This is a genomic window from Streptomyces sp. NRRL B-3229 (genome assembly GCF_000719505.1).
In the GTDB taxonomy this organism is placed as follows: domain Bacteria; phylum Actinomycetota; class Actinomycetes; order Streptomycetales; family Streptomycetaceae; genus Streptomyces; species Streptomyces griseorubiginosus.
Genome location: NZ_JOGP01000004.1, coordinates 293,817 through 319,476, shown reverse-complemented (window position 1 = coordinate 319,476; position 25,660 = coordinate 293,817). Strand labels below are relative to the sequence as shown.

Below are 25,660 nucleotides of genomic sequence, written 5' to 3'. Positions count from 1 at the left end.
GGACTGCGGAAGGCGTGCGTGAGCCGTGACTCCATGCTCAGCATCACCTACGGCGGTTACTTCTGGCGCTTGTAGAACGGCAGCGCCACGACCTCGTACGGCTCGTGGCTGCCCCGGATGTCCACGCCGACACCCGCCGTGCCCGGCGCCGCGTGGGCGGCGTCGACGTACGCCATGGCGATCGGCTTGCCCAGCGTGGGGGAGGGGGCGCCGGAGGTGACCTCGCCGATCACCTGGCCGTCCGCCACGACCGCGTACCCGGCCCGCGGGACGCGACGCCCCTCGGCGACCAGCCCGACGAGGACGCGCGGCGGCTCGTGGTTCGCGTTCTCCGCGGCCTCGCGCAGGGCGGCGCGGCCCACGAAGTCGCCCTCCTTCTCGAACTTCACGACCCGTCCGAGCCCGGCGTCGAAGGGGGTCAGCTCACGGGACAGCTCGTGCCCGTAGAGCGGCATGCCCGCCTCCAGACGCAGCGTGTCCCGGCAGGACAGCCCGCAGGGGACGAGACCGACGCCCTCGCCCGCCTTGGTGAGCGCCTGCCACAGCTCCACCGCGTGCTCCGGCTTCACGAACAGCTCGAAGCCGTCCTCCCCGGTGTACCCGGTGCGCGCGATCAGCGCGGGCACCCCGGCGACCGTGCCCGGCAGTCCGGCGTAGTACTTCAGGCCGTCGAGGTCGGCGTCGGTCAGCGAGGCGAGGATCCCGGGGGACTCCGGTCCCTGCACGGCGATCAGCGCGTACGCGTCCCGGTCGTCCCGCACCTCGGCGTCGAAGCCGGCCGCGCGCTCGGTCAGCGCGTCGAGGACGACCTGGGCGTTGGAGGCGTTGGCGACCACCATGTACTCGGTCTCACCCAGCCGGTAGACGATCAGGTCGTCCAGGATGCCGCCGTCGGCCTGGCAGATCATGGTGTAGCGGGCCCGGCCGACACCGACCGAGGCGATGTTGCCGACGAGGGCGAAGTTCAGCAGCTGCGCGGCCTGTGGTCCGGTCACGGTGATCTCGCCCATGTGGGAGAGGTCGAACAGCCCGGCCCGGGTGCGCACCGCGTTGTGCTCGTCGCGCTCGGAGCCGTAGCGCAGGGGCATGTCCCAGCCGGCGAAGTCGGTCATCGTGGCACCGAGGGAGCGGTGCAGGGCGTCGAGCGCGGTGTGCCGGGGTGCAGAACTGGTCATCGGACGGTCGTCTCCAGAATCCAAGGCATGACAGGCGAGGTCTTTCCTCCCCATCTGTCATCGGAACCTGAGAGGTTCGCCATGAAGGACATGGCTTGCACCGTGGGTGGGGCCACCGGCATCGGCGGCCCGCTTTTCAGATGTGCCTCGCCCGCGCGGTAACGGGGCCTGAGAGATTCAAGGGAGGGACTTGCTCCTTCGGCGCCCGGGTACACGTACCCGGGACTCTCCCGCGCGGATTCAAACGGCCGGTATGCAGTTGGCGCCGCCATCATTGCACGCCTGCGAGGCCGACGTCAGGGCCGGATCCGACGCCTCCTTCTGTAACCGGTCTGTGGCGGTACGCGTACAGAAACGCGAGAGATCATCCATTACCTTCTCTTTACGCTCGGTGGGGAGGGGTAGAACCCCCTGAACCCGGAGGAGGACGATGACGGTGAACAGGACCACCGCGTACGCGACGACCTCGGGCATCGCGCTGCCCAAGCAGCCCGCGGCGCCGGCCGTCGAGGCCCGCGGCGCTCACCCCGTCGTCCGTGACCTCCGCGAGCGCGCGGGTCGCAGCCCGCACGCCCTGCTCTTCGGTCCCCAGGACCTCGTCGTCGTCACCGGCCTGCCCGGCAGCGGCAAGTCCACGCTCATGAAGCGGGCGGTCACCGGCACCCGCGTCGACTCCCAGGACACCCGCGACCGCTGGGACGGCCGGCTGTCCCGCTTCCTGCCGTACGCCGTCTACCGCCCCCTGGTCCGGCTCGCGCACTACGCCGGACTGCGCCGCGCCCTGCGCTCCGGCGCCGGTGTGGTGGTGCACGACTGCGGGACCCAGACCTGGGTGCGCGGCTGGCTGGCCCGCGAGGCCCGCCGCCGCGGCGGCACCCTGCACCTGCTGCTCCTCGACGTCACGACGGACACCGCGCTCGAGGGCCAGCGCGAGCGCGGCCGGGGTGTCTCCCGGTACGCCTTCCAGCGGCACCGGGGCGCGGCCGCCCGTCTGATCCGCTCCGTGGAACGCGGCGACCTGCCCCCGGGCTGTGGCTCGGCGATCCTCCTGGACCGCGACGCGGCGGACGTCCTGCGCCGGATCGGCTTCACGGGCTGAGCGACCCGTCCGCCGTGACTTCGCTTCCGTGACTTCGCTTCCGTGACTCCGCTTCCCGGGACGAGCCACACATCCCGTGCACCCGCTAGCCTTTCAGCCACATCAGCGGTTCACAGCAGGCGGTCAGAACACATGGACTTCCCGGCGGATCTTCCCGCGGACTTCCCGGCACAGTCGGCACACCCCCACCCGCACGGCGGGTGGCCGGGCAACGAGCTGGAGGAGGTGCTCTCGGCCTCCCTCGGCATCCCCTCGGCCGGCGGACGGATCATCGAGGTCCTCGGCCGCAGCTTCGTCTGGGTCCCGCTGCCCAACGGCGGTGGCCCGCACAGCGGCCCCCTCGACCTGCCCACCCTGGAGATCGCCGGCCAGGCGTACGTCCCGGTCTTCAGCTCCGAGGAGCAGTTCCGCCAGGTCGTCGGCTCGCACCTGTCGTACACGATCGCCCCGGCGGTGGAGTTCGCCCGCGGTCTGCCCCCGCACGTGGGCATCGCCGTGAACCCCGACGGCGTGGTCGGTGTCCCGCTGCCGCCCGCCGCGGTCGCCGACCTCTGCCGCGTGGGCCGGACCCCGCTGGACGGCCCCAACACCGGTGGCCGCGTCAAGCTCTACGAGCCCGACTGGCAGGACGACCCGGTCGACTTCCTGGCCGCCGCCTCGGCCGAGTTCGCGGCGACCGGCGTGGTCCTCACCGCCCGCCGCTGCCTGGCCGCCATCGAGACGGCCGACCCGGTCATGTTCGTCGGCGTCGAACTCTCCCAGTGGGAGGGCGACTTGCGCACCCTCCCGATGGACGCTCTCGGCAGGGCCCTCGGCACGACCCCGGTCCGCTGGCCGGTCAACCTGGTCCTCCTGGACGTGGCGGACGACCCGGTCGGCCACTGGATGCGAGGCCAGGTCCGGCCCTTCTACACCCAGGGGACGTGACTCCTTGGGGGCGCGGGGAACTGCGCGATCAACCCCCACGACCCGCAGTCGCGATCCGACGCCAGGACCCGAGCTCCTGGGCGCTTAAGCTGTGTCCATATCCGGGGCAACAATCAGGGAAGGGGCGGTCCAGGTGAGCGCCAGCGGCACGGGCACCGCGACCGGCACGGTCGAGCACATGCTGCGCCAGGTGACCCCCGGGCGCTACGACGCCTACGAGGCACTGCTGCGCGCCCTCGCGACCCCCACCGCCGGCCAGGTCTGGATGCTGCTGTGGCACGGCCAGTCCGGCTCCCCGGACGCCCAGTACGGAAACATGGAGGTCGACGGCCACGGCTACGCCCCCTGCGTGACCTCGGCCCAGGAGCTCTCCGCCAGCGGCTGGAACCGTTCCTACGAGGTCGTCGACGGCGTCGACGTGGCCCGCACCCTCTACCCCGACCACTACGGCCTCTGGCTCAACCCGCACGCTCCGGGCGGCGGCGTCGGCATCCCCTGGCTCGACCTGCGCCGTATCGCCACCGGCCTGGAGCGTCAGCCCGCCGGCCCGCTCCGGCTCTCGGAACCCGCCATCGAGGTCCCGCAGTTCTACGCCCTGCTCGTGCAGAACGCCCACCGCACCCCGGCGGTCCGCTCCCTGCGCCGCGCCTGGGTGCAGCCGGCGCTCGGGGCGCCGTACCTCGCCATCGGCCTGGATGTGTACGACACCAGCCCGTCGGCCGTGGACTCGGTGCGCGCGATGATGCAGCAGTCCATCGGCGCGGTGCCGGAGGGGCTGCCGGTGTCGACCGTGGCGATGTCCGACGAGTACGACCCGGTGGCGCTGTGGATGCGTGCGGGGGCCCGGCCCTTCTACGACCGTGAGGCCCACGGCGCGCCCGCGCAGGCCCCGGCTGCCGGGTACGGCTATCCCCCGGCCCGCGGCGCTTACTGAGAGCTACGGCAACCCGTTCGGCTCGTTTACGTAACAGCCACGTTTCTTCGCGCGTAGATAGCGGCGAACTGTCACAAGTGTCGCTTATTGTGCCGTTCTGTCCCAACTGGCATGCGTCCGGGAGGCGTTACCCGCTGTTCGGATAACGGAATCCCTCGTACTGCATCACGGTTACGCATACTTTCTTCGCCAGGCCTGGCGGGTGATCGCAGCGAAGCTGAAGACTCCCCAGGCAGACGCAGGAACAGACGTTCCTGTGAGCTGAGCAAGTCGACAAAGCCGTAATCCACGGCAGGTGTAGGCCGGTCACCACCGGCGAGAGGGGTCGGGTCACTGTGACCGCACCGATCGAGACCACCGGGGCGCAGGCCGAGGCGCAGCCTGAGGCTGTCCTTGCCGGCGCCGGCAAGGGGCAGATCGAGGGCCGTTCCCTGGGGCAGATCGCCTGGTCCCGTTTCAAGAGGGACAAGGTGGCGGTCGCCGGTGGCGTGATCGTCATCCTGCTGATCCTGATCGCGGTGCTGGCCCGTCCGATCCAGGCCGTCTTCGACCTGGACCCGAACGCCCTGCACCAGGACCTCATCGACCCCAACACCTCGCTGCCCAAGGGCGCCTGGGGCGGCATGAGCTGGGACCACCCGCTCGGCGTGGAGCCGAAGTTCGGCCGCGACATCGCCACCCGCATCCTCGAGGGTTCCTGGGTCTCGCTGGTCGTGGCCTTCGGCGCCACCATCCTGTCGAACACCATCGGCGCGGTCCTCGGCGTGGTCGCCGGGTACTACGGCGGCCGGGTCGACACGATCATCAGCCGGCTGATGGACACCTTCCTGGCGTTCCCGCTGCTGCTGTTCGCCATCGCCATCTCGGCCACCCTTCAGGGCGGTGCCTTCGGGCTGGAGGGTCTGCCGCTGCACATCAGCGTGCTGATCTTCATCATCGGCTTCTTCAACTGGCCCTACCTGGGCCGTATCGTGCGCGGCCAGACCCTGGCCCTGCGCGAGCGGGAGTTCGTCGACGCGTCCCGGGGGATGGGGGCCAAGGGGCCCTACATCCTCTTCCGGGAACTGCTGCCGAACCTCGTCGGCCCGATCATCGTCTACTCGACGCTGCTCATCCCGACCAACATCCTCTTCGAGGCGTCCCTCAGTTTCCTCGGCGTCGGCATCCAGCCTCCGCAGGCGTCCTGGGGCGGCATGATCAACCAGGCGGTCGACTACTACCAGGTCGACCCCCAGTTCATGATCGTGCCTGGTCTGGCCATCTTCGTGACCGTCCTCGCGTTCAACCTGCTCGGCGACGGTCTCCGCGACGCTCTCGACCCGCGCAGCCGCTGACCCACGGCGGCGGTGAGAGTCCACAAGATTTCCGACAATTGAAGGGGAAGCAGACCATCATGCGAAGGTCAGCGCTGGCCGCAGTGGCGGCCATCGGCAGTGCGAGCCTGTTGCTCTCGGCTTGCAGCAAGGCCGATGACAACGACGGTGGAGACGGAAGCAAGTCGGCAGGGGCCAACGCAGCGACCAAGGGTGTCGTCAACGCCTCCACCCAGAAGGGTGGGACGGTCACGTACGAGTACTCCGACGTCCCGGACTCCTTCGACCCCGGCAACACGTACTACGCCTACATGTACAACCTCAGCCGGCTCTACGCCCGCCCGCTGATGACCTTCCAGCCCGGTCCGGGCGAGGAGGGCAACAAGCTGGTCCCGGACCTCGCCGCGAGCGCCGGTCAGCCCAGCGACGGCGGCAAGACCTGGACGTACAAGATCCGTTCGGGTCTGAAGTTCCAGGACGGCACCCCGATCACCTCGAAGGACGTCAAGTACGCCGTCGAGCGCTCCAACTTCGCGCGTGACGTGCTCTCCCTCGGTCCGAACTACTTCCAGCAGTTCCTGACCGGCGGCAAGGACTACAAGGGCCCCTACAAGGACAAGAGCCCCGAGGGCCTGAAGTCCATCGAGACGCCGGACGACACCACGATCGTCTTCAAGCTCGACCGTCCCTTCCAGGAGTTCGACTACCTGGTCGCGACCCCGCAGACGGCTCCGGTGCCGCAGGCCAAGGACACCGGCGTCGACTACGTCAAGAACATCGTGTCCTCGGGCTCGTACAAGTTCCAGAGCTACAAGGAGGGCCAGCAGGCCGTCCTCGTCCGCAACGAGAACTGGGACCCGAAGACCGACCCGCTGCGCAAGCAGTACCCGGACAAGATCGTCGTCAAGCTGAAGGTCAACGCCGAGACGATCGACCAGGACGTCCAGGCCGGCGACGCCATCGACCTCGGTGGTACCGGTGTCCAGGCCGCCACCCAGGCCAAGGTCGTCAACGACTCCAAGCTGAAGGCCAACACGGACAACACCTACGGTGGCCGTCTGGTCTACATGGCGATCAACACCCAGGTCGCGCCGTTCGACAAGGTCGAGTGCCGCAAGGCCGTCGAGTACGCCATCGACAAGGTCTCCGTGCAGACCGCCGAGGGCGGCCCGATCCGTGGTGACATCGCCACGACCGTGCTGCCGCCGGACGTCATCGGCTACCAGAAGGCCGACGTCTACGCGACCGACGGCAACAAGGGCGACGTGGCCAAGGCCAAGGAGCAGCTGAAGGCCTGCGGCAAGTCGACCATCAGCACCAACCTCTCGGCGCGCAGCGACCGTCCGCAGGAGATCGACGCGGCCACCGCGATCATCGCCTCGCTGAAGAAGGTCGGCATCAACGCCAGCCTGAAGCAGTACCCGTCGGGCAAGTACTTCACCGACTACGCCGGTGTGCCGACCTTCGACAAGAAGCAGAACATCGGCCTGCACATGATGCAGTGGGGTGCCGACTGGAACTCCGGTTACGGCTTCCTCCAGCAGATCCTCAACGGCGGCGCCATCGGCACCTCCGGCAACACCAACCTCTCGTATCTGAACGACAAGCAGATCAACGAGATGCTGGAGAAGGCCATCGCCACCGAGGACGACACCACGCGCAACGGCCTGTACGCCCAGATCGACAAGCGTGCGATGGACCTGGGGGCGCTGGTCCCGCTGACCTACTTCAAGGTCCTGCTGTACCGTCCGGCCGGCTTCACCAACCTGGTGTCCACGGCGGCCTTCAGCGGTCAGTACGACTACCTCAACATCGGCACGACCAAGAAGTAGCCCCGGAAGGCAGGTGAAGGCATTGGTGCCCGTGGGCTTCGCGGCCCACGGGCACCAGCGCCGGTCCCCGTGATCTCGTACATCCTCCGTCGGACGTTCGCGGCAGTGATCCTGCTGTTGGTCGTCACCGCGGTCACCTTCGCGATCTTCTTCCTGCTGCCACGGATGGCCGGTCAGACCGCCGACCAGCTGGCGCAGCAGTACCTGGGCAAGAGCCCCTCGAAGGCGGACATCCTCGCGGTCAAGCAGAACCTGGGTCTGGACGACCCCCTGTACCTCCAGTACTGGCACTTCATCAAGGGTGTCGTGTCCGGGGCCACCTACAACCTGGGTCCCACCACCGCGCACTGCGACGCGCCTTGCTTCGGCTACTCCTTCAAGACGCACGAGGCGGTCTGGCCGCAGCTCACCTCGCGCATCCCCGTGACCGCGTCGCTGGCCCTCGGTGCCGCCGTGCTGTGGCTGGTCTCCGGCGTCGTGATCGGTGTGATCTCCGCGCTCAAGCCCGGCAGCTTCTTCGACCGCAGCTTCATGGGCGTCGCGCTCGCCGGTGTCTCGCTGCCCATGTTCTTCACGGGCAACCTGGCGCTGCTGCTCTTCACCTACCAGTGGCCGATCTTCGGCCGCACCTATGTGCCGTTCACGGAGAACCCGGCCCAGTGGGCCAACACGCTCTTCCCGGCCTGGTGCTCGCTCGCCCTGCTGTACTCCGCCATCTACGCGCGGCTGACCCGTTCGGGCATGCTGGAGACGATGAACGAGGACTTCATCCGCACGGCCCGCGCCAAGGGCCTGCGCGAGCGCAACGTGGTCGGCCGGCACGGTCTCCGGGCCGCCCTGACGCCGATCATCACCGTGTTCGGCATGGACCTGGGTCTGCTGCTCGGCGGTGCCGTCATCACCGAGACCGTGTTCTCGCTGCCCGGCATCGGCCAGTACGCGGTCCAGGGCATCACCGACAACGACCTGCCCCCGATCCTCGGCGTCACCCTGCTGGCCGCCATCTTCGTCGTAGTCGCAAATCTCCTGGTGGACCTGTTGTACGCCGCCGCCGACCCGCGGGTGAGGCTCTCGTGACCGAACTCTCCAAGACCGGCGCCGCCCTGGGCGAGCCCGCGCCCGGCAACGCTCCCGACGCCTTCCTCGCGGTCCGCGACCTCAAGGTGCACTTCCCGACCGACGACGGCCTGGTCAAGTCCGTCGACGGGCTCAGCTTCGAGGTGGAGAAGGGCAAGACCCTCTGCATCGTCGGCGAGTCCGGCTCCGGCAAGTCCGTCACCTCGCTGGCGATCATGGGCCTGCACCGGCTCGGGGCGCGCGGCAAGAACGTGCAGGTGTCCGGCGAGATCTGGCTGGGCGGCAAGGAGCTGGTCTCCGCCGATCCGGACGAGGTGCGCCGGCTGCGCGGCCGCGAGATGGCGATGATCTTCCAGGACCCGCTGTCCGCGATGCACCCGTACTACACGATCGGCAACCAGATCGTGGAGGCGTACCGGGTCCACCACGACGTCAACAAGAAGACCGCGCGCAAGCGGGCGATCGAGATGCTCGACCGGGTCGGCATCCCCGAGCCCGACAAGCGTGTCGACGGTTACCCGCACGAGTTCTCCGGCGGTATGCGCCAGCGCGCGATGATCGCCATGGCGCTGGTCAACAACCCCGAGCTGCTCATCGCGGACGAGCCGACGACCGCCCTCGACGTCACCGTCCAGGCGCAGATCCTCGACCTGATCCGCGACCTCCAGAAGGAGTTCGGCTCCGCGGTCGTCCTCATCACCCACGACCTGGGTGTGGTCGCCGAGATCGCCGACGACGTCCTCGTGATGTACGGCGGCCGGTGCGTGGAGCGCGGCAGTGTCGACGACGTCTTCGAGCGCCCGCAGCACCCGTACACCTGGGGTCTGCTGGGCTCGATGCCGCGGATCGACCGGGAGACCTCCGAGCGGCTCATCCCCGTCAAGGGCCAGCCGCCGAGCCTCATCAACGTCCCCTCGGGCTGCGCCTTCCACCCCCGCTGCCCGTACGCGGACATCCCCAAGGGCGATGTCACCCGTACCGTGCGCCCGGAGCTCCAGCAGGTCGGCGGCGGGCACTTCTCCGCGTGCCACCTCTCGCCGGAGGACCGCACGCGGATCTGGACCGAAGAGATTGCGCCGAAGCTGTGAGTGAGACGAAGAAGACGGATGCGGACGTGACGGCCGCCCCCGACGAGCGCGAGATACTGCTCAAGGTCGAGGGCCTCCAGAAGCACTTCCCGATCCGCAAGGGCGTGCTCCAGCGCCAGGTCGGCGCGGTCAAGGCCGTTGACGGCATCGACTTCGAGGTCCGCAAGGGCGAGACGCTCGGCGTGGTCGGCGAGTCGGGCTGCGGCAAGTCGACCATGGGCCGGGTCATCACCCGTCTCCAGGAACCGACCGGCGGCTCGATCCACTTCGAGGGCCAGGACATCACACGGCTGAAGCCGGCCGGGATGCGTCCGCTGCGGCGGGACATCCAGATGATCTTCCAGGACCCGTACGGCTCCCTGAACCCCCGCCACACCATCGGCGGAATCGTCTCGGCACCCTTCCGCCTCCAGGGCGTGGAGCCCGAGGGCGGGGTGAAGAAGGAGGTCCAGCGCCTCCTGGAGCTGGTCGGCCTGAGCCCCGAGCACTACAACCGCTATCCGCACGAGTTCTCCGGCGGTCAGCGCCAGCGCATCGGCATCGCGAGGGCGCTCGCCCTCAAGCCGAAGCTGGTGGTGGCCGACGAGCCGGTGTCGGCCCTCGACGTGTCGATCCAGGCGCAGGTCGTGAACCTCATGGACGACCTCCAGGACGAGCTCGGCCTGACGTACGTGATCATCGCGCACGACCTCTCGGTGGTCCGGCACGTCTCGGACCGCATCGCGGTGATGTACCTCGGCAAGATCGTCGAACTCGCCGACCGGACCTCGCTGTACGAGGCGCCGATGCACCCGTACACCAAGGCCCTGATGTCGGCGGTCCCGGTGCCGGACCCGAAGCGACGGGGCGCCAAGTCCGAGCGCATCCTGCTGCGCGGTGACGTCCCGTCCCCGATCTCCCCTCCCTCCGGCTGCCGTTTCCACACGCGCTGCTGGAAGGCGACGGAGATCTGCAAGACCACCGAGCCGCAGCTGATCGAGCTGCGCCCGGGCCAGCGGGTGGCCTGCCACCACCCGGAGAACTTCGCGGACCAGGCCCCGCAGGACACGGTCCTGCTGTCGGTGGCCAAGGAGGCGGCATCGCTGGTCGCCGACGAGGTGCTGGCGGAGTCCGCGGAGACGTCGGCGGCGGTGGCGGCTTCGCCGGAGACGGCCGTGGCCGACACCGACACGGAGGCGTCCGAGGAGGTTCCGGAGAAGCCCGAGGTCACGACGGTGAAGACGGGCCCCGGAGCGAAGACGTCCCCCGTCGCTCCCGTCGACCCGCCGTCGGACTCCGACGCCACCGAACCGGAAGCCCCCGGTCAGGAGTCAACCGACAAGTAACGCATGACGAGTTGGCAAAGTCATGCACATGCCCGAACGGGAGAGTGAAGAGTCGTCCCTGTCCGACGTATCGGTACAGGCTCGAAAGGGACGACACCATGAGACTCTCCCGTTCGGCACGCTTAGGAGCCGTCGCGACCGCGGCGGCTTCCTTCTTTGTCATCGCGGCCGCCCCGGCCCCGCAACCCGGCGCCCCCGGCATAGGCGACCCCTACTTCCCGAACCTCGGGAACGGCGGCTACGACGCCCGCCACTACACCCTCGACGTGGCGTACGACCCCGACACCGACCGGCTGGACGGCCGTACGACACTCTCCGCCCGTGCCACACAGAACCTCTCCTCCTTCGACCTCGACCTCCAGCAGCTCGAGGTCACCAGGGTCGAAGTCGACGGCAGACGGGCCCGGTTCACGCGCGACGGGGACGAGATCCGCATCACCCCGGTCAAGTCCCTGCGCAAGAACAGGGACTTCACCGTCGCCGTCACCTACGGCGGTGTCCCGGAACCCCTCAGCGGCCCCATCGTCTTCGGCTCCGACTACGGCTGGATGAAGACCCCCGACGGCGTCTTCGTCGCCTGTGAGCCCAACGCCGCCTCCACCTGGTTCCCCTCCAGCGACCACCCCGCCGACAAGGCCACCTACGACATCCGCGTCAAGACCCCCAAGGGCCTGACCGCGGTCTCCAACGGCCGGCTCGTGTCGACGTACGACAAGGGCGGCTCGACGTTCACCCACTGGCGCGAGAAGAAGCCCATGGCGACCTACCTCGCGACCGCCACGATCGGGAAGTTCGACGTCCGCACCGGGAAGACCCCCGGCGGAATCCCCATCTACACGGCCATCGACCCGGTCCTGGAGAACAGCAACAACGTCGACGTGTACGGCGTCACCGCCGAGGCCACCGACTACTGGTCGCAGGTGTTCGGGCCGTACCCCTTCGAGGAGACCGGCGCGATCGTCGACGACATGCCGCAGGCCGGGTTCTCGCTGGAGGTGCAGTCCAAGCCGGTCTACTCGGCCGTGCGCAACGAGACGACGATCGTGCACGAGCTGGCCCACCAGTGGTTCGGCGACAGTGTCTCCGTCGAGCAGTGGAAGGACATCTGGCTCAACGAGGGCTTCGCCACCTACGCCCAGTGGCTGTGGGCCGAGCACAAGGGCACCCGCAGCGCCCACGACTCCTTCCTCGCCGGCTACGACTCCCGCCCCGCGGACAGCGCCTTCTGGCAGATCACCGTCGGCGACCCGCAACGCGACACCATGTTCGCCTCCGCGGTCTACCAGCGCGGTGCGATGACCCTCCAGGTGCTGCGCGAGCGCATCGGTGACACGGCGTTCTTCAAGCTCCTGCCGGCCTGGACCGAACTGCACCGCTACGGCAACGCCGACACCGCCGACTTCGTCCGGCTCGCCGAGAAGATCAGCGGGCAGCAGCTCGACGACCTGTTCGGCACCTGGCTCTTCACGAAGGGCAAGCCCGCCCTGTAGCAGCCACTGCGCGACAATGCGGTGTGCTCCAGCAACTGTTCAGTCCCTCCGTCCAGCACACGCTCGACCTCGTCGGCATCTTCGTGTTCGCGATCTCCGGCGCGCTGCTGGCCGTCCGCAAGAACTTCGACGTCTTCGGCATCGCCGTGCTCGCCGAGGTCACCGCGCTGGGCGGAGGGCTGTTCCGGGACCTGATCATCGGCGCGGTACCGCCCGCCGCCTTCACGGATCTCGGCTACTTCCTCACCCCTCTGCTCGCCGCCCTCCTGGTCTTCTTCCTGCACCCGCACGTGGAGCGCATCCAGGTCGGCGTGAACGTCTTCGACGCGGCCGGCCTCGGCCTGTTCTGCGTCGCCGGGACGACCAAGGCGTACGAGTACGGGCTCGGCCTCACCCAGTCGGCGACCCTCGGCCTCGCGACCGCCGTCGGCGGCGGTGTGCTCCGGGACGTGCTCGCCAACGAGGTGCCCTCGCTGCTGCGCTGGGACCGCGACCTGTACGCGGTCCCGGCGATCGTCGGCGCCACCATGGTTGTGCTGTGCATCCGCTACGACGCCCTCTCCCCGTTCACCAGCGGGCTCGCGGCGCTCACGGCCTTCGTACTGCGCCTGCTCGCGATGAGGTTCCACTGGCGAGCGCCGCGGGCGTGGAACCGGCGTTCGACCGTACGTGACGAGTAGCTCCGGGCCGGCCGTGCAGCAGGCCCATCTCCTCGGTGAGCCAGACGAAGGAGGGCACCACCTGCGGTCGCCACAGCGCCATGTTGTGGCCGCCCGCGCTCTTCGGGACGTAGACCACGTGCACGGTCGTCGGTGCCTTCGCGACCTGTTCCAGGCCCATGGCCGCCTCGTAGCCGTCGCCCGGCTGACCGGACTCGTAGAGCGCTATGGCGGGCGGGGTGCGGGCGTCGCGCAGCAGCACGTAGGGGTTGTTGGCGCGGCGCAGGGCCGGGGTCTCGGAGGCCAGCGAGTTGCGCTCGCCGATCGGGTCGTTGTACCCGGACATGCTGATCGCGGCCATGTAGCGGTCGGGATGCGCCACGGCGAGCTTGGTCGCGCAGTGCCCGCCCGCCGAGTACCCGGCCACCGCCCAGCCCGTGGGACCGGCCTGCGCCCGGAAGTTGTCGGTGACCATCTTCGGCACGTCGACGCTGAGCCAGGTGTCCGCGTTGACCGTGCCGGTGATGTTGGCGCACCCGGTGTCCACCCCGGCCAGCAGGTTCATCCGCGGGGCGATCAGGATGAACGGCGCCACCCGGCCCGTGCGCATCAGCGGCGCCAGCTGGTTGACCGCGTGCAGCGACCCGAACCAGGCCTTAGCGGAGCCCGGGTACCCCGACAGCAGCTCCACCACGGGGAACTTGCGGTGCCGGTAGGCGGGCTCGGTGTACTGCGGCGGCAGCCAGGCGTAGACCTCGGCGTCCACCCCCGAGACCCGGCCCTTGAGCTGGGTCACCCGCACGCCCTTCATGCCGGGCCCGGAGGCGTTCGTGAAGCGCTGCTTGACCTTGGGCAGCCGTTTCAGCGAGATGCCGCCGGTGCCGTCGGCGCCGAGGTTCGCGGCCTGCTGGACGTGGTTGCCGGTGCCGATCAGGTCGGCCCAGTTGTCGTACAGGTTGTTCTGGTTGTTGACCAGCACGAAGACGAGGGCGACCGCTGTGCCCTGGGCGAAGAGCACCATCAGCAGCCTGGCCGCCGCGCGCAGGGCTCGTGGCCCCTTGATCCGCGACCACAGGGCGAGCGGAAGCGCGACGGCGACGACGGACAGCACGATCAGCGTGTAGAGGAACGCGGTCCCGGTGAGGCTCATGTCCCTGTAGAGGGGACGGCCGGGGGATCGGTTTACGGGTGTGTACGGACGCTTACCTGGAAATTGCCCTGGTCTCACCTGAGGGCGGGCTGTGTTCAAGAGCTCGAAACATGGAAAGCTACCGCTTAGTAGTTAGTTGTTGTACCGTTCAGCCATGCCAGAAGCAGCCTCCGACACCCGTGCCACGATCGGCGACAGCGAGTTCGACCGGGACACCGCGGTCACCCGCCGCGCCCCCGGCGTCTACGACATCGACCTCTCCGCGCGCTGGACGATCATCAGCGCCGTCAACGGCGGCTACCTCCTGGCGGTCCTGGGCCGCGCCCTCGCGGACACCCTGCCGCACGCCGACCCGTTCACCATCTCCGCGCACTACCTGACCGCGTCCCAGCCGGGCCCCGCGGTGATCCGCACGGACGTGGTCCGCACCGGCCGTACCCTCTCCACCGGCCAGGCCTCGCTCTTCCAGTACGACGAGCAGGGCGCCGAGGTCGAGCGCATCCGCGTCCTCGCCTCCTACGGCGACCTCGACGCCCTCCCCGACGATGTCCGTACGACGGCGAAGCCGCCCGCGTTCCCGCCGATGGACCAGTGCTTCGGCCCCGAGGACGGTCCTGCCCCCGTCGAGGGCAGTTCGGCCATCACCGACCGGCTGATGCTCAAGCTGGACCCCTCGACCCTGGGCTGGGCCCTCGGCGCGCCGTCCGGCAAGGGGGAGATGCGGGCCTGGTTCGGCCTCGCCGACGGCCGGGACGCCGACCCCCTCTCGCTGCTCCTCGCGGTGGACGCGCTGCCGCCGACCGCGTTCGAGATCGGCCTCAGCGGCTGGGTGCCCACGGTCGAACTCACCGTGCACGTACGCTGCCGCCCCGCTCCCGGCCCCCTGCGCGTCTCCCTCACCACCCGCAACCTCGCGGGCGGCTTCCTGGAGGAGGACGCCGAGGTCTGGGACAGCGCGGACCGGCTGGTGGCGCAGTCCCGGCAGCTGGCCCGGGTACGACTGGTCTGACGGGGCGGGCCGCGCCAGGTCGGCGTCCCTCGCGTCCGTCGCCGGGCCGCGCCAGGTCGGCGTCCCTCGCGTCCGTCGCCGGGCCGCGCCAGGTCGGCGTCCCCCGCGTCCGTCGCCCTGCTCCGCGCCGACCGCGATGCCGGTGGAGGCGCCGACGCCATGACCGACCAGGGTCCGGGCGTCGTACTCCGTGCACGGCGCGGGATCCTGGCCGGGTGAAGTCCGACCGCCTTCTGTCGATCCTGCTGCTCCTCCAGGCCCGCGGCCGGGTGCCCGCGCACGAACTCGCCGCCCGCCTGGAGGTGTCCGTGCGCACGATCTACCGGGACGTGGAGGCCCTGTCCGCCTCCGGAGTCCCGGTCTACGCCGAGCGCGGCCGGTACGGCGGCATCGAACTGCTCGCCGGTTTCCGCACCGACGTCACGGGCCTGACCGCCGACGAGTCCCGCGCGCTGTTCGTCCTCGCCGCCCAGGGCGCCCACGCGGCCCTCGGCCTGGACTCCGCCCTCGGCTCGGCCCTGCGCAAGGTGATGGCCGCGCTGCCCGCCCCGCACCGGCCGGCCGCCGAGGTCACCGCCCGCCGCGTCCTCGTCGACGCCACCCGCTGGAAGAGCGGACCCCAACCCGACGCCGACCTCGGCGCGTTGCAGGACGCCGTCTTCACCGACCGCCGGCTGCGGCTGAGGTACCGCCACAGCGGCGAGCGCGCGACCCGGACGTACACCGTCGATCCCTACGGCCTCGTCGCCAAGGCGGGTGTCTGGTACCTGGTGGCCGACCGGCGCGGGCTCCCGAGGCTGTTCCGTGCCGACCGGGTGCGCTCGGCGACCGTGCTGGACGAGCCCGTTCGGCGGCGGACGGGTGTGGAACTTGCCGACGTCTGGGGGGTGTTGCGCCGCCGGGTGGAGGAGCGTCCCGCCGGTGTCGACGTCACCGTGCGGGTCCGCCGGGACCGACTCGACCTGTTCCGGCGGCTGATGACGTCGTATCTGGCGGAACTCCCGGACGGAGACGCCGAGGGCGACGGGGGCGGGGGAGGGGGCGGCGAGGGAGACGGAGGACGCGGGTGGGTGACTGCACGACTCGTGTTCGGCGAGGTCGCCGAGACTCGCCAACTCCTCATGTTCTCCGACCGGGTGGAGGTTCTCGGGCCGCCCGAGGTGCGCGCGGAGGTGTCCGCGGCGGCCGCCTCTGTAACGGACCTGTACCGGCGAGGAGATGAGGGTCCGGAGGGAGGCCCCAGCCCGGAGGGGGTGCTTTAGGCGCGCTTTGCCCGGCGCACAGCCGGGGGACAGCGCGGGCCCAAGGTGTCCCTAAGGGCCGTTGGTTGAGTTCCGGGCCTCAGGACTTCCTCATCCTCCCTGGAGCTGTCTCTCATGAAGCGTGTGCGTCTCCTCCCCGCCGCGGCCCTGCTGGCGCTCTCGCCCCTCGCCCTGGTGGCCTGTGGATCGGGCGACTCGTCGTCCACCTCGAACAGCGGCACCTCGGGGCAGCAGAACTGTCAGGCGCCCACCGGCGGTGCCTCCGGGATGCCCAGCGGTGCCCCCTCGGGGGCTCCCACCGGCAACCCGACCGCCCGGCCCTCGGGCGCGCCCAGCGGCAACCCCTCCGGAATGCCGAGCGGCGGCCCCGGCGGCGGTCAGGGCGGCCCCGGGGGCGGCATGGGCGGCGGCTGCGGCGGCCCCGGCGGCGGGGCTCCGAGCGGTGCGCCCAGCGGTGCCCCGAGCGCGGCGGCCACCAAGAGCTGACGGCGCGCAAGGCGCCGTAGGGCAGGGGCGGCACCCCCGGTCACCGGGGGTGCCGCCCCTGCCGTTCTTCGGTGCCGTGTGTGGGTCAGTCCAGCCAGTGATGGCGGCCCATGCTGATCAACCGCATCTGCCGCTGAGCCACCTGGGCCACCCGGGCGCGCTCGTCGTCCGAGGCCTCCTGCGCCTCCAGGAACAGTGAGGCCGTGATCAGCATCTGGTCGACGTAGAGGTTGGCCAGCATGAGCAGGTCGTCGTCGCTCCAGCCCTCGGACACGGGGTCCTTGGCCAACTCCTCCTTCACCTCCTGGCCGAAACGGGCCAGTTGGTCGCGTATGGCCTCCCGTACCGGCTGAACTCCGCCATGTCGTTCGCGGGCGATGAAACGGACGTGAGCGGGGTACGCGTGTACATGGCCGGCGATCAACTCGATGGCGCGCTCGATGCGTTGATCGTGGTCGTCGGCCGTGGACACCGTCGTCCGGATCATGGGGTGCAGGCTGCCCAGGGCCTCCTCGACCAGGGCCACGCCGAGATCCGCTATGGAGCGGAAGTGGCGGTAGAAGGCGGTCGGGGCGACGCCCACGGCGCGTGTGACCTCGCGCAGACCCAGGCTGCTCAGGCTCTGTTCCTCCAGCAGGCCGAGCGCCGCGTCCAGAAGCGACTGCCGGGTCTTCTGTTTCTGTGCCTGCCGAATGCCGAGGGTGTGACTCATGTCATCCAGTTAACAACTGTTCTCCGTAATTGGAAAGCCGTGCAGCGCGCTAGACTCTGGAGTCAGTGAACAACTGTAACTACAACTGTTCACCCAACCGTAACGCCCCGCGTGACAACCCACGCCACGACCGCCGTACCGGAGGGGGATCCGTCCCATGCTGTTCCTCGTCGCCGCTCTCATGCTGCTCGGCGTCGTCCTGGGCACCGTCGCCCACGCGCCGTTCACCTTCACCGCCGTCGCCGCCGCCGTGATCGCGGTCTGGCTGGGCATCTTCGCGCTCCGCGAGCGCCACGCCCGCCGCCGCACCCCGTCCCACTGACCGCCGCCCCGCCGTCCCCAGGAGCACTGATTCCCATGCAGCTCACCGCGCAGGCCAGCCCCCGCACCGGTGCCCGTGACGCCGACGGCATGGCCGTGGCGTCCTTCGTCCTCGGCCTCCTCGGCCTTCTCGTCCTGAATGTCTTCCTCGGCCCGATCGCCATCGTCCTGGCCTCGGTGGCCCTGTGGCGCGGCACCGCCCGCCGCGGCCGCGCGTTCCTGGGCCTCGGTCTCGGTGTGGCCGACCTGCTGGTGCTGGTGGCCTTCATGCAACTGGACAGCACGCCGTCCTGGAGCTTCTGAGCGCGCCGGCACCGGCCGGTCCTGGACTGAGGCTGCTCACCCGCGCCCCGTAGAATCGGCGTCACCATGGCATACCTCGACCACGCCGCGACCACGCCGATGCTTCCCGAGGCGGTCGAGGCGCTCAGCGCCCACCTCGGCGTCACCGGCAACGCCTCTTCCCTCCACGCATCCGGCCGCAAGGCCCGGCGCACGGTCGAGGAATCCCGCGAGACCCTCGCGGAGGCGCTCGGTGCCCGCCCCAGCGAGATCGTCTTCACCTCCGGCGGGACGGAGGCCGACAACCTCGCCGTGAAGGGCCTGTACTGGTCCCGGCGCGACGCGGACCCCGCAAGGACGCGGGTCCTCGCCAGCCCCGTCGAACACCACGCCGTCCTCGACGCCGTCCACTGGCTGGCCGAGCACGAGGGCGCCACCGTCGAGTACCTCCCCGTCGACAAGCACGGCCGGGTCCACCCCGACGCCCTGCGCGCGGCCATCGACCGGAACCCCGGCGATGTCGCCCTGGCCACGGTCATGTGGGCCAACAACGAGATCGGCACCGTGCTGCCGGTCCGCGAACTCGCCGAGGTCGCCGCGGAGTCCGGTGTCCCGCTGCACGCCGACGCGGTCCAGGCCTTCGGTCAGGTGCCCGTCGACTTCGCCGCCTCCGGCCTCGCCGCGATGACCGTCTCCGCGCACAAGATCGGCGGCCCGTACGGCATCGGAGCCCTGGTCCTCGGCCGCGAGTGGACCCCCGTCCCCGTCCTGCACGGCGGCGGCCAGGAACGCCACGTCCGCTCCGGCACCCTCGACGTCCCCGCCATCGCCTCCTTCGCGGTGGCCGGCCGCCTCGCCGCCGAACAGCGCGAGTGGTTCGCCGCGGAGATCGGCGCCCTGCGCGACGCCCTGGTCGAAGCGGTCCGTACGGCGGTCCCGGACGCCATCCTCGGCGGCGACCCGGAGCCAGGGGGCCGACTTCCGGCCAACGCCCACTTCACCTTCCCCGGCTGCGAGGGCGACTCCCTGCTCCTCCTCCTGGACGCCCAGGGCATCGAGTGCTCCACCGGCTCCGCCTGCACCGCCGGTGTCGCCCAGCCCAGCCACGTCCTGCTGGCCACCGGCACCGACCCCGACCTGGCCCGCGGCACCCTGCGCTTCTCCCTCGGCCACACCTCCACCGAGACGGACGTCGAGGCGGTCGCCAAGGCCATCGGCCCCGCCGTGGAACGCGCCCGCGCGGCAGGGCTCACCTGACGCTCCCGCGCCGGGGCGCCCGCGGGAACCGGGGGTTCAGGCCCGCGTGAGAGGCCGCCCGGCCTGCCGCACCAGCTTCATGTACCGGTCCCAGTCCCAGTGCCTGCCCGGATCGGTGTGGTCCGTCCCCGGGACCTCCACGTGCCCGATGATGTGCTCCCGGTCGACGGGTATGCCGTAGCGCGCGCATATCCCGGCGGTGAGCCGCGCCGAGGCCGCGTACATCGCGTCCGTGAAGTCCTCGGGCCGGTCCACGAAGCCCTCGTGCTCGATGCCCACACTGCGTTCGTTGTAGGAGCGGTTGCCCGCGTGGTACGCCACGTCCAGCTCGCGGATCATCTGGGTGATCCGGCCGTCCTTGCCGACGATGTAGTGCGCGGCCGCGCGGTGGCCCGGGTCCTGGAACGCCTTCACCGCGCTCGCGAAGCTGCCCTGGGTGACATGGACGACCACCAGGTCTATGCCGTAGTCGTCGGGCCGGTCCGCGCGCCGCCAGTTCGCGTCGGAGGCCGCCACCCAGCGCGCGCCCCGGAAGTCCACCGCGCCCTCGACCCGCGGCTTCTCCACCCCCGGCGTCCGCCACCACAGCCGCGCCAGCTCGTCCCGGGCCAGCACGGCCGAGCCCACCGCGGCCGCCGTCCCGCCGAGGAGCAGCGCCCGGCGCCCGATGCGCCGGTCGGTGTCCCTGGAACCCTCTGTCGCCCCCATGTGATCGTCAACGCATACCCGGCGGCCCCGGTTCCCGCGCCCCGTACTCTTGAAGGGTTATGACTGACACCACGCAGCGCCCCCTTCGCGTTCTCGCCGCCATGTCCGGAGGAGTGGACTCCGCCGTCGCCGCCGCCCGTGCCGCCGAGGCCGGCCATGACGTGACCGGCGTCCACCTCGCGCTCTCCGCGAACCCGCAGTCCTTCCGCACGGGCGCGCGGGGCTGTTGCACCATCGAGGACTCCCGTGACGCCCGCCGCGCGGCCGACGTCATCGGCATCCCGTTCTACGTCTGGGACCTCGCCGACCGCTTCCGCGAGGACGTCGTCGAGGACTTCGTCGCCGAGTACGAGGCCGGCCGCACCCCCAACCCCTGCCTGCGCTGCAACGAGAAGATCAAGTTCGCCGCGCTGCTCGACAAGGCGCTGGCGCTGGGCTTCGACGCGGTGTGCACCGGCCACTACGCGAAGGTGGTCACGCTCGCGGACGGCTCGCGCGAGCTGCACCGCGCCTCGGACATGGCGAAGGACCAGTCCTACGTCCTCGGCGTCCTGGACGAGAAGCAGCTGGCGCACGCCCTGTTCCCGCTCGGCGACACCGTCACCACCAAGGACGAGATCCGTGCCGAGGCCGAGCGCCGGGGCCTCGCGGTCGCCAAGAAGCCCGACTCGCACGACATCTGCTTCATCGCCGACGGCGACACCCAGGGGTTCCTCGCGAATCGGCTGGGCAAGGCCGAGGGCGACATCGTCGACGAGTCCGGCGCGAAGATCGGTACCCACGAGGGCGCGTACGGCTTCACCATCGGCCAGCGCAAGGGGCTGCGGATCGGCACCCCTGCCGCCGACGGCAAGCCGCGCTACGTCCTCGACATCTCGCCGGTGAACAACACGGTCACGGTCGGCCCGGCCGCGGCCCTGGACGTCACCGCCCTGACCGCGATCAGGCCCCGCTGGTGCGGCACCGCCCCGGCCGGCCCCGGCACCTACACGGCCCAGCTCCGCGCCCACGGCGGCGAGACCGAGGTCACCGCCGAGCTGGTCGACGGCCGTCTGGAGGTCTCGTTCACCGATCCGGTCCGCGGGGTGGCCCCCGGCCAGGCGATCGTCCTGTACGACGACACCCGCGTGGTGGGCTCGGCGACCATCGCGACGACCACGCGCGCGAAGACGACGGCTCCGGTCGCCTGAGGAGTCCCGCGGGGCCCTACGACGGCGCCCACAGCTCGAACCGGCTGGTGCCCCATGCCGTGGCGTAGGGCACCGTTCCGATGAGGCGGTAGCCGGTCGAGTGCAGGAGCGCCTCGCGGACCGTGGTGCTCTCGCCCGTCGGGTTGCCCCGGTCGAGCACGACGAGGGTGAAGTGCCGGTCGGCGACGGCCGCCCTGAAGCCGGCCGCCCCCGTCAGGTGCCGCCCGGAGCGGTTCGTGTAGTCGATGGTGTACGTCGAGTTCCACTGCCGGTACGAGGTGTCCTTGCCCAGCGCGTAGACGGGCACCTCGTAGGTGTCGGCGAGGTAGGTGCCGTGCGCGTTCATGTAGGGCCGCAGCGTGGCCACGAGGCTCCTGGAGTCGGGCCACGCGTGGAAGTTGTCGTAGGCCTGCGACATCCCGCTGGAGAGCAGCACCACGCCCAGGAAGATCGCCCACTGCGGGTACTTGAAGTGCGCGCCCATGAGGCGGGTGACGCCTACCCCGGCGAGGGGCGCCGCGAAGAACAGCCCGTAGCCGATGTGCTTGTGCAGCGAGACCTCGGTGTGCAGATGCAGCTGGTAGGCGGGCGCGAGCAGGGCCGTGCCGACCAGGGCAAGGCCGAGAGCGGCCCGCCAGCGGGCGCCCGGCAGCGCCCCGCGCCAGCCGGGCATCTCGCTCATGCGGCCGCTGCGGACGTAGCTGAAGGCCCCCACGAGGGCCACGGCGACCGCCAGGCCGCCCCAGCGGGCCGAGTCCTTCACGATGGTCCAGGAGGGCGTCGTACCGGCCGCACGGGCCGTCGTGGTGGACTGGATCGCCGTCAGGTACCCGGAGGCGTACAGTCCCGCGCCCAGCAGCGCCACGGTGGCCACCGTGAGCAGCACACCGCGCCCGAGCGCCCTGGGCAGACCGCGCCGTTGGTAGACGGTCAGCACCCCGAGCAGCACCACCGTCGGCAGGTACAGGGCCGAGGCGTACTTGACCGCCACGGCGAGCGCGGCGACCGGCGCGGCGAGCAGGGTCAGCAGCGGGTGCGAGTCCGCGGTGCGGACGACGATCCAGGCGGCCAGCGCCAGCAGGAACAGGGCGAGGGCGTCGTAGGTCGCGAAGTTGCCCATGAAGGCGGTGGACTGGGCCACGGCGAAGACACCGGCGGCGCACAGTCCCGCCCGCTCGTTGAAGAGGCGGCGCGTCATCGCGTACAGCAGCGTGGTGCAGCCCAGCATGCAGGCCAGGCTCAGGGCGCGGGCGCCGGCCAGCCCGAACACCGAGTCGACGGCGGCGGCGAGGACCGGGTAGAGGACGGGCGCGCCGGAGAAGTAGCTGTCGAAGGCGCCGTAGAGCGGGGTGCCGTGCAGCAGATGGGCGATCTCCGCGTGGCCGGCGAAGAGGTACAGGGCCTCGTCCTCGAAGGCGGTGTTCTGCAACCGCAGCGACAGGCCGGCCTGGATCACCAGCAGGGCGAGCAGGACGAGCCGGCTGACCCAGATCCGGCGTGAGCTGGGGGCGGCCGACCAGCCGGAGTCCGGGACGGGGCTGAGGGTGTAGCCGGACGGGCCCGGCTTGAGCACCCTCAGCTGCATCGTCTCGGCGACCCGGGACCGCTTCTTCAGGTGGGCCACGGATATCTGCATGGTGGAGTCGTTGTGCTCCATCTACGGGCCCCCTACGGCTTCCGGACGTCGATGCCGAAGGAGTCGTCCGCGGCCGCCTTCTTGAACGCGGCGAGCGACAACGGGCCGCTGTCGATGCGCCAGTCGGCCTCCTTCTTGAGGTTGAACCAGACCAGGCCCAGCATGTCGGCACGCGCGCGTACCCCTGCGAACAGGTCGGCGATCTGGGCGGGTTTGCGCTCCCCGGCCTGCACGCCGGTCTCCGCGATCAGGAACGGCTTGCGGCTGAAGCGGCGGATCTCCGTCAGTGTGGGCCCGAAGAGGGTGTCGAAGGTCGTCGGGCCGCTGAGCGCGTAGTAGCCGACGACACCGATCCAGTCGACGTACGCGTCCCCCGGGTAGTACGGCTTGAGCCGCACGTCCGGGACGGGGTTGATCACGTTCGGGCTCCACACCCAGATGACGTCCGCCGCGCCCTCGTCGGTGAACAGGTCGTGGATGTGCCGCCACGCGCGCGCGAAGTCGGCGGCGCCGGTCTTCTTGCTGCCCCAGGGGTACCAGCCGCCGTTCATCTCGTGCCCGAAGCTCAGCGCGAGCGGCCGGTTGTAGTCGCGCACGGCGTCCGCGAACTCCCGGATGTAGGTGTCCTGCTCGCCGTCGGCGATCTGCGCGGCCGTGTGCGAGAAGGGCTCCCACACCAGGAAGGGCAGCTGGCCGTCGTCCCACACGGCACGGTTGACGTCCGCCTGGAACGGGTCGCCCCACTTGGCGTAGTACTCGCGCAGGTCGGGCCGCTTGCCCGCCTTCTCGGTGAAGGCCGTGACGGGAGCGGTCGCGCGGGGCGAGCCGTTGAAAGCGACCCCGAGGTACTTGCGGTCGGGCCTGAGCAGCGGACGTATGTCGTACGGCGCTTCGGCGCTCGGTGACGCCACCTGGGCCTTCGCGGCCGCCGAGGAGACCTGGGGCGCGGGTGGCGCACAGGCCCCGAGCGTGGCGAGCAGAGAGCCGACGAGCGTGAGCAGCAGGAGGCGGGGCCGGGTCGTACGGCGGTGGGTCCGGGTCATACGGCGGCCTCCTCGGCGAGCGGTGGCTGCGCGGGTGCGGCCTCCTCGGCGTGCGGCTGGATGAGGGCACGGGCGACCGCGACGCCGTAGAAGAGCCCCGAGGCGAGCATCAGGGCGTAGTCCGACGGGTTGAGCGAGGTGCTCATCCGCCAGACCGCGACCGCGATCCAGGCCACCGCGCTCGTCGCGCTCCAGGCCCACATGGCGATCCACAGGCGGCGCGTCTTGCTGCCCTTGGCGCCGCCCGCGCCGGTCGGTGTCCAGCCCATGGGCCGGCGGCGGACCGTGTCCCAGATGGCGAAGGCGTGCGCCCAGCCGTACAGGACCCGGGTGGCCCACGCCTCCAGGCGGTACGGATTCCGGTGCCAGATCGGGTAGATCACGGTCAGGTAGAGCACGCTGGGCACCACCAGGCCGATGTTCGCGAGCTTCAGCTGCTCGGGGGCCGCCAGCATGATCGTGAGCGCGATGAGCGGGCCGCTGAAGGTCAGCAGGCCGGTCTCGACGTAGTAGATGAAACCGGACAGGTAGCACAAGCGGCTCGCGAACCGCATCCTGGTCCGCCAGAAGTCCTTGCTGCCCAGCATCGCCAGCGAGGCCATGCACCAGCGGTACTGCTGGCTGTAGAAGGCGCCCACGGTGTCCGGGCACACGCCGGTGGACAGCGCGACCGGCACGTACGTCAGGTCCCAGCCCAGGGCCCGCAGTTCGAACCCGGTGTACATGTCCTCGGAGTGCTCGACCAGGCTGGTGCCGCCGATCTCCGCGAGCGCGCTGCGCCGGTAGACCGCGCAACTGCCCACACAGATCGAGCCGTCGCTCTGCTGCCGGGAGACCTGGACGCTGCGGTAGAACAGCTCCTGCACGGCCGCCGCGCCGCGCTCGATCCAGTTCTGCTGGTCCAGGACGCGGAAGAACTGCGGGGACTGGACGATCGCGGTGCGCGGATCGCGGTCCATGTACGGCAGCAGCTCGTGCAGCAGATCGGCGCGCGGGGCGAAGTCGGCGTCCAGGATGAGGATGAAGTCGCCCGAGGACCGCTCGAAGCCGTGGCGCAGGTTGCCGGCCTTCTTCATCCAGCCGCGGTTGGGCCGCACCAGGTACCGGAAGCCGAAGTCGGCGGCCATCGCGCCGATCTCCGGGTCGTCGGAGTCGTCCAGCACGATCGGTGTGACCCGCCCCGGGTAGTGCTCGCCCAGGGTGCGCACATGCTGCCAGGTGTTGTGCAGCACCTCGATGGGCTCGCCGCACACCGGCAGGAAGACGTCCACGTCCGGGTACCGCTGCGGCTGCCACCCCTTGACCAGCCGCCGGTGCCCGCGCAGATCGAAGCTCGGGGCGAAGGCGTCCAGCCGGAACGAGATCAGATAGCTGACCATGGACAGCACCAGGAGCGGGATGTACGCCCAGATCCAGGCGCTCGTCGCCGCCGCCCGCACCTGGCTGATCACCAGGCAGACGAAGCCGACGAGCGACGAGTACGTCAGCACCCAGGTGTGCCGTCGGACGTAGGAGACCTTCTCCCGGTCGTCGGGAGGCGCGGGCAGCAGCCCGGGGTGGCTGTGGCCGGAAACGGCCTTGCGGGGTTCGGCCCGGCGGCGGCGGGGCGGCGGCACCGTGGGTCGGCCGCCGTCGGGCAGGGCATGCGGGGTGTTCATGGGTCGTGCTCCACAAGCGAGCCGGAA

24 protein-coding genes and 1 riboswitch are annotated in these 25,660 nt (G+C 70.4%); of the genes, 17 read left to right on the top strand and 7 right to left on the bottom strand.

What is annotated here, in order from left to right; all coding sequences use genetic code 11:
- Window positions 1-56 precede the first annotated feature (56 nt).
- A complete protein-coding gene (gene gcvT / locus IF54_RS0108210; RefSeq protein ID WP_030316054.1) occupies window positions 57-1,175 on the bottom strand; it encodes a glycine cleavage system aminomethyltransferase GcvT in 1,119 nt (372 codons plus the stop codon).
- A gap of 146 nt (window positions 1,176-1,321) precedes the next feature.
- Window positions 1,322-1,418: riboswitch (glycine riboswitch) on the bottom strand.
- A gap of 187 nt (window positions 1,419-1,605) precedes the next feature.
- On the opposite strand from gcvT, the gene IF54_RS0108205 reads away from it, so the two are divergent.
- From IF54_RS0108205 to IF54_RS0108160, 10 genes are all read left to right on the top strand, one after another.
- Window positions 1,606-2,274 carry an AAA family ATPase gene (locus tag IF54_RS0108205; protein WP_030316052.1) on the top strand — a complete coding sequence of 223 codons (669 nt, stop codon included), beginning with the start codon at window positions 1,606-1,608 and terminating at the stop codon, window positions 2,272-2,274.
- Window positions 2,275-2,406: 132 nt separating this feature from the next.
- Complete coding sequence (locus tag IF54_RS0108200) at window positions 2,407-3,201, top strand: enhanced serine sensitivity protein SseB (RefSeq protein WP_030316050.1); 795 nt, start codon at window positions 2,407-2,409, stop codon at window positions 3,199-3,201.
- 133 nt (window positions 3,202-3,334) lie between these two features.
- The gene (locus IF54_RS0108195; RefSeq protein WP_030316047.1) at window positions 3,335-4,135 is read left to right on the top strand and encodes an enhanced serine sensitivity protein SseB C-terminal domain-containing protein; all 801 of its coding nucleotides are present in this window, start codon (window positions 3,335-3,337) and stop codon (window positions 4,133-4,135) included.
- Window positions 4,136-4,470: 335 nt separating this feature from the next.
- The gene (locus IF54_RS0108190) at window positions 4,471-5,469 is read left to right on the top strand and encodes an ABC transporter permease (RefSeq protein ID WP_030316045.1); all 999 of its coding nucleotides are present in this window, start codon (window positions 4,471-4,473) and stop codon (window positions 5,467-5,469) included.
- 59 nt (window positions 5,470-5,528) lie between these two features.
- A complete protein-coding gene (locus IF54_RS0108185; protein ID WP_030316044.1) occupies window positions 5,529-7,280 on the top strand; it encodes an ABC transporter substrate-binding protein in 1,752 nt (583 codons plus the stop codon).
- Window positions 7,281-7,349: 69 nt separating this feature from the next.
- Entirely contained in the window at window positions 7,350-8,357 is a 1,008-nt protein-coding gene (locus IF54_RS0108180; RefSeq protein WP_020139913.1) for an ABC transporter permease, read from the top strand.
- On the top strand, window positions 8,354-9,445 hold the full coding sequence (locus IF54_RS0108175) for an ABC transporter ATP-binding protein (protein WP_030316042.1): 1,092 nt from the start codon (window positions 8,354-8,356) through the stop codon (window positions 9,443-9,445). The genes IF54_RS0108180 and IF54_RS0108175 overlap by 4 nt, the downstream gene beginning before the upstream one ends.
- Window positions 9,442-10,770, top strand: a complete 1,329-nt coding sequence (locus tag IF54_RS0108170; protein ID WP_037819546.1) for an ABC transporter ATP-binding protein — start codon at window positions 9,442-9,444, stop codon at window positions 10,768-10,770. The genes IF54_RS0108175 and IF54_RS0108170 overlap by 4 nt, the downstream gene beginning before the upstream one ends.
- A gap of 98 nt (window positions 10,771-10,868) precedes the next feature.
- Window positions 10,869-12,260, top strand: a complete 1,392-nt coding sequence (locus tag IF54_RS0108165; protein ID WP_030316033.1) for a M1 family metallopeptidase — start codon at window positions 10,869-10,871, stop codon at window positions 12,258-12,260.
- A gap of 23 nt (window positions 12,261-12,283) precedes the next feature.
- Window positions 12,284-12,940, top strand: coding sequence for a trimeric intracellular cation channel family protein (locus IF54_RS0108160; protein ID WP_030316031.1), 657 nt, complete (start codon window positions 12,284-12,286; stop codon window positions 12,938-12,940).
- Here IF54_RS0108160 and IF54_RS0108155 read toward each other — a convergent pair.
- Window positions 12,849-14,069, bottom strand: a complete 1,221-nt coding sequence (locus tag IF54_RS0108155) for an alpha/beta hydrolase (protein WP_030316029.1) — start codon at window positions 14,067-14,069, stop codon at window positions 12,849-12,851. The genes IF54_RS0108160 and IF54_RS0108155 overlap by 92 nt on opposite strands.
- Window positions 14,070-14,223: 154 nt before the next feature.
- On the opposite strand from IF54_RS0108155, the gene IF54_RS0108150 reads away from it, so the two are divergent.
- The 3 genes from IF54_RS0108150 to IF54_RS0108140 all read left to right on the top strand — a co-directional run bounded on the left by IF54_RS0108150 (window position 14,224) and on the right by IF54_RS0108140 (window position 16,826).
- A complete protein-coding gene (locus tag IF54_RS0108150; RefSeq protein ID WP_030316027.1) occupies window positions 14,224-15,078 on the top strand; it encodes a thioesterase family protein in 855 nt (284 codons plus the stop codon).
- A 215-nt stretch (window positions 15,079-15,293) separates the two neighbouring features.
- Complete coding sequence (locus IF54_RS0108145; RefSeq protein WP_030316025.1) at window positions 15,294-16,340, top strand: helix-turn-helix transcriptional regulator; 1,047 nt, start codon at window positions 15,294-15,296, stop codon at window positions 16,338-16,340.
- A 114-nt stretch (window positions 16,341-16,454) separates the two neighbouring features.
- Window positions 16,455-16,826 carry a hypothetical protein gene (locus IF54_RS0108140; RefSeq protein ID WP_030316023.1) on the top strand — a complete coding sequence of 124 codons (372 nt, stop codon included), beginning with the start codon at window positions 16,455-16,457 and terminating at the stop codon, window positions 16,824-16,826.
- A gap of 85 nt (window positions 16,827-16,911) precedes the next feature.
- On the opposite strand, the gene IF54_RS0108135 is transcribed toward IF54_RS0108140, so the two are convergent.
- Window positions 16,912-17,538, bottom strand: a complete 627-nt coding sequence (locus IF54_RS0108135) for a TetR family transcriptional regulator (RefSeq protein WP_030316022.1) — start codon at window positions 17,536-17,538, stop codon at window positions 16,912-16,914.
- Window positions 17,539-17,695: 157 nt separating this feature from the next.
- On the opposite strand from IF54_RS0108135, the gene IF54_RS42960 reads away from it, so the two are divergent.
- From IF54_RS42960 to IF54_RS0108120, 3 genes are all read left to right on the top strand, one after another.
- Window positions 17,696-17,860 carry a hypothetical protein gene (locus IF54_RS42960; protein WP_020139922.1) on the top strand — a complete coding sequence of 55 codons (165 nt, stop codon included), beginning with the start codon at window positions 17,696-17,698 and terminating at the stop codon, window positions 17,858-17,860.
- 35 nt (window positions 17,861-17,895) lie between these two features.
- Window positions 17,896-18,162: a hypothetical protein gene (locus tag IF54_RS0108125; protein WP_030316020.1), complete on the top strand. Its 267-nt coding sequence runs from the start codon at window positions 17,896-17,898 to the stop codon at window positions 18,160-18,162.
- Between the two features lie 66 nt (window positions 18,163-18,228).
- Window positions 18,229-19,398 carry a cysteine desulfurase family protein gene (locus IF54_RS0108120; protein WP_030316019.1) on the top strand — a complete coding sequence of 390 codons (1,170 nt, stop codon included), beginning with the start codon at window positions 18,229-18,231 and terminating at the stop codon, window positions 19,396-19,398.
- A gap of 36 nt (window positions 19,399-19,434) precedes the next feature.
- On the opposite strand, the gene IF54_RS0108115 is transcribed toward IF54_RS0108120, so the two are convergent.
- Window positions 19,435-20,106: an N-acetylmuramoyl-L-alanine amidase gene (locus IF54_RS0108115; protein WP_030316017.1), complete on the bottom strand. Its 672-nt coding sequence runs from the start codon at window positions 20,104-20,106 to the stop codon at window positions 19,435-19,437.
- Window positions 20,107-20,165: 59 nt separating this feature from the next.
- On the opposite strand from IF54_RS0108115, the gene mnmA reads away from it, so the two are divergent.
- The gene (gene mnmA / locus IF54_RS0108110) at window positions 20,166-21,296 is read left to right on the top strand and encodes a tRNA 2-thiouridine(34) synthase MnmA (protein WP_030316015.1); all 1,131 of its coding nucleotides are present in this window, start codon (window positions 20,166-20,168) and stop codon (window positions 21,294-21,296) included.
- A 16-nt stretch (window positions 21,297-21,312) separates the two neighbouring features.
- On the opposite strand, the gene IF54_RS0108105 is transcribed toward mnmA, so the two are convergent.
- Genes IF54_RS0108105 through IF54_RS0108095 form a run of 3 tightly spaced genes read right to left on the bottom strand, consistent with a single transcriptional unit; the run spans window position 21,313 to window position 25,633 of the window.
- Window positions 21,313-22,953 (bottom strand): ArnT family glycosyltransferase, encoded by a 1,641-nt coding sequence (locus tag IF54_RS0108105; protein ID WP_234438932.1) that lies wholly within the window; start codon window positions 22,951-22,953, stop codon window positions 21,313-21,315.
- Between the two features lie 11 nt (window positions 22,954-22,964).
- Window positions 22,965-23,975: a glycoside hydrolase family 26 protein gene (locus IF54_RS0108100; protein ID WP_030316012.1), complete on the bottom strand. Its 1,011-nt coding sequence runs from the start codon at window positions 23,973-23,975 to the stop codon at window positions 22,965-22,967.
- The gene (locus IF54_RS0108095) at window positions 23,972-25,633 is read right to left on the bottom strand and encodes a glycosyltransferase family 2 protein (protein ID WP_078851905.1); all 1,662 of its coding nucleotides are present in this window, start codon (window positions 25,631-25,633) and stop codon (window positions 23,972-23,974) included. The genes IF54_RS0108100 and IF54_RS0108095 overlap by 4 nt, the downstream gene beginning before the upstream one ends.
- Window positions 25,634-25,660: the final 27 nt, after the last annotated feature.

Excerpts from the sequence above, each read along its gene's own strand:
- IF54_RS0108205 (WP_030316052.1), top strand. The coding sequence starts at position 1,606 with ATGACGGTGAACAGGACCACCGCGTACGCGACGACCTCGGGCATCGCG.
- IF54_RS0108095 (WP_078851905.1), bottom strand. The coding sequence starts at position 25,633 with ATGAACACCCCGCATGCCCTGCCCGACGGCGGCCGACCCACGGTGCCG.
- IF54_RS0108140 (WP_030316023.1), top strand. The coding sequence starts at position 16,455 with ATGAAGCGTGTGCGTCTCCTCCCCGCCGCGGCCCTGCTGGCGCTCTCG.
- IF54_RS0108125 (WP_030316020.1), top strand. The coding sequence starts at position 17,896 with ATGCAGCTCACCGCGCAGGCCAGCCCCCGCACCGGTGCCCGTGACGCC.
- IF54_RS0108105 (WP_234438932.1), bottom strand. The coding sequence starts at position 22,953 with ATGGAGCACAACGACTCCACCATGCAGATATCCGTGGCCCACCTGAAG.
- IF54_RS42960 (WP_020139922.1), top strand. The coding sequence starts at position 17,696 with ATGCTGTTCCTCGTCGCCGCTCTCATGCTGCTCGGCGTCGTCCTGGGC.
- IF54_RS0108100 (WP_030316012.1), bottom strand. The coding sequence starts at position 23,975 with ATGACCCGGACCCACCGCCGTACGACCCGGCCCCGCCTCCTGCTGCTC.
- IF54_RS0108135 (WP_030316022.1), bottom strand. The coding sequence starts at position 17,538 with ATGAGTCACACCCTCGGCATTCGGCAGGCACAGAAACAGAAGACCCGG.
- mnmA (WP_030316015.1), top strand. The coding sequence starts at position 20,166 with ATGACTGACACCACGCAGCGCCCCCTTCGCGTTCTCGCCGCCATGTCC.
- IF54_RS0108120 (WP_030316019.1), top strand. The coding sequence starts at position 18,229 with ATGGCATACCTCGACCACGCCGCGACCACGCCGATGCTTCCCGAGGCG.
- gcvT (WP_030316054.1), bottom strand. The coding sequence starts at position 1,175 with ATGACCAGTTCTGCACCCCGGCACACCGCGCTCGACGCCCTGCACCGC.
- IF54_RS0108200 (WP_030316050.1), top strand. The coding sequence starts at position 2,407 with ATGGACTTCCCGGCGGATCTTCCCGCGGACTTCCCGGCACAGTCGGCA.
- IF54_RS0108150 (WP_030316027.1), top strand. The coding sequence starts at position 14,224 with ATGCCAGAAGCAGCCTCCGACACCCGTGCCACGATCGGCGACAGCGAG.
- IF54_RS0108155 (WP_030316029.1), bottom strand. The coding sequence starts at position 14,069 with ATGAGCCTCACCGGGACCGCGTTCCTCTACACGCTGATCGTGCTGTCC.
- IF54_RS0108115 (WP_030316017.1), bottom strand. The coding sequence starts at position 20,106 with ATGGGGGCGACAGAGGGTTCCAGGGACACCGACCGGCGCATCGGGCGC.
- IF54_RS0108185 (WP_030316044.1), top strand. The coding sequence starts at position 5,529 with ATGCGAAGGTCAGCGCTGGCCGCAGTGGCGGCCATCGGCAGTGCGAGC.
- IF54_RS0108165 (WP_030316033.1), top strand. The coding sequence starts at position 10,869 with ATGAGACTCTCCCGTTCGGCACGCTTAGGAGCCGTCGCGACCGCGGCG.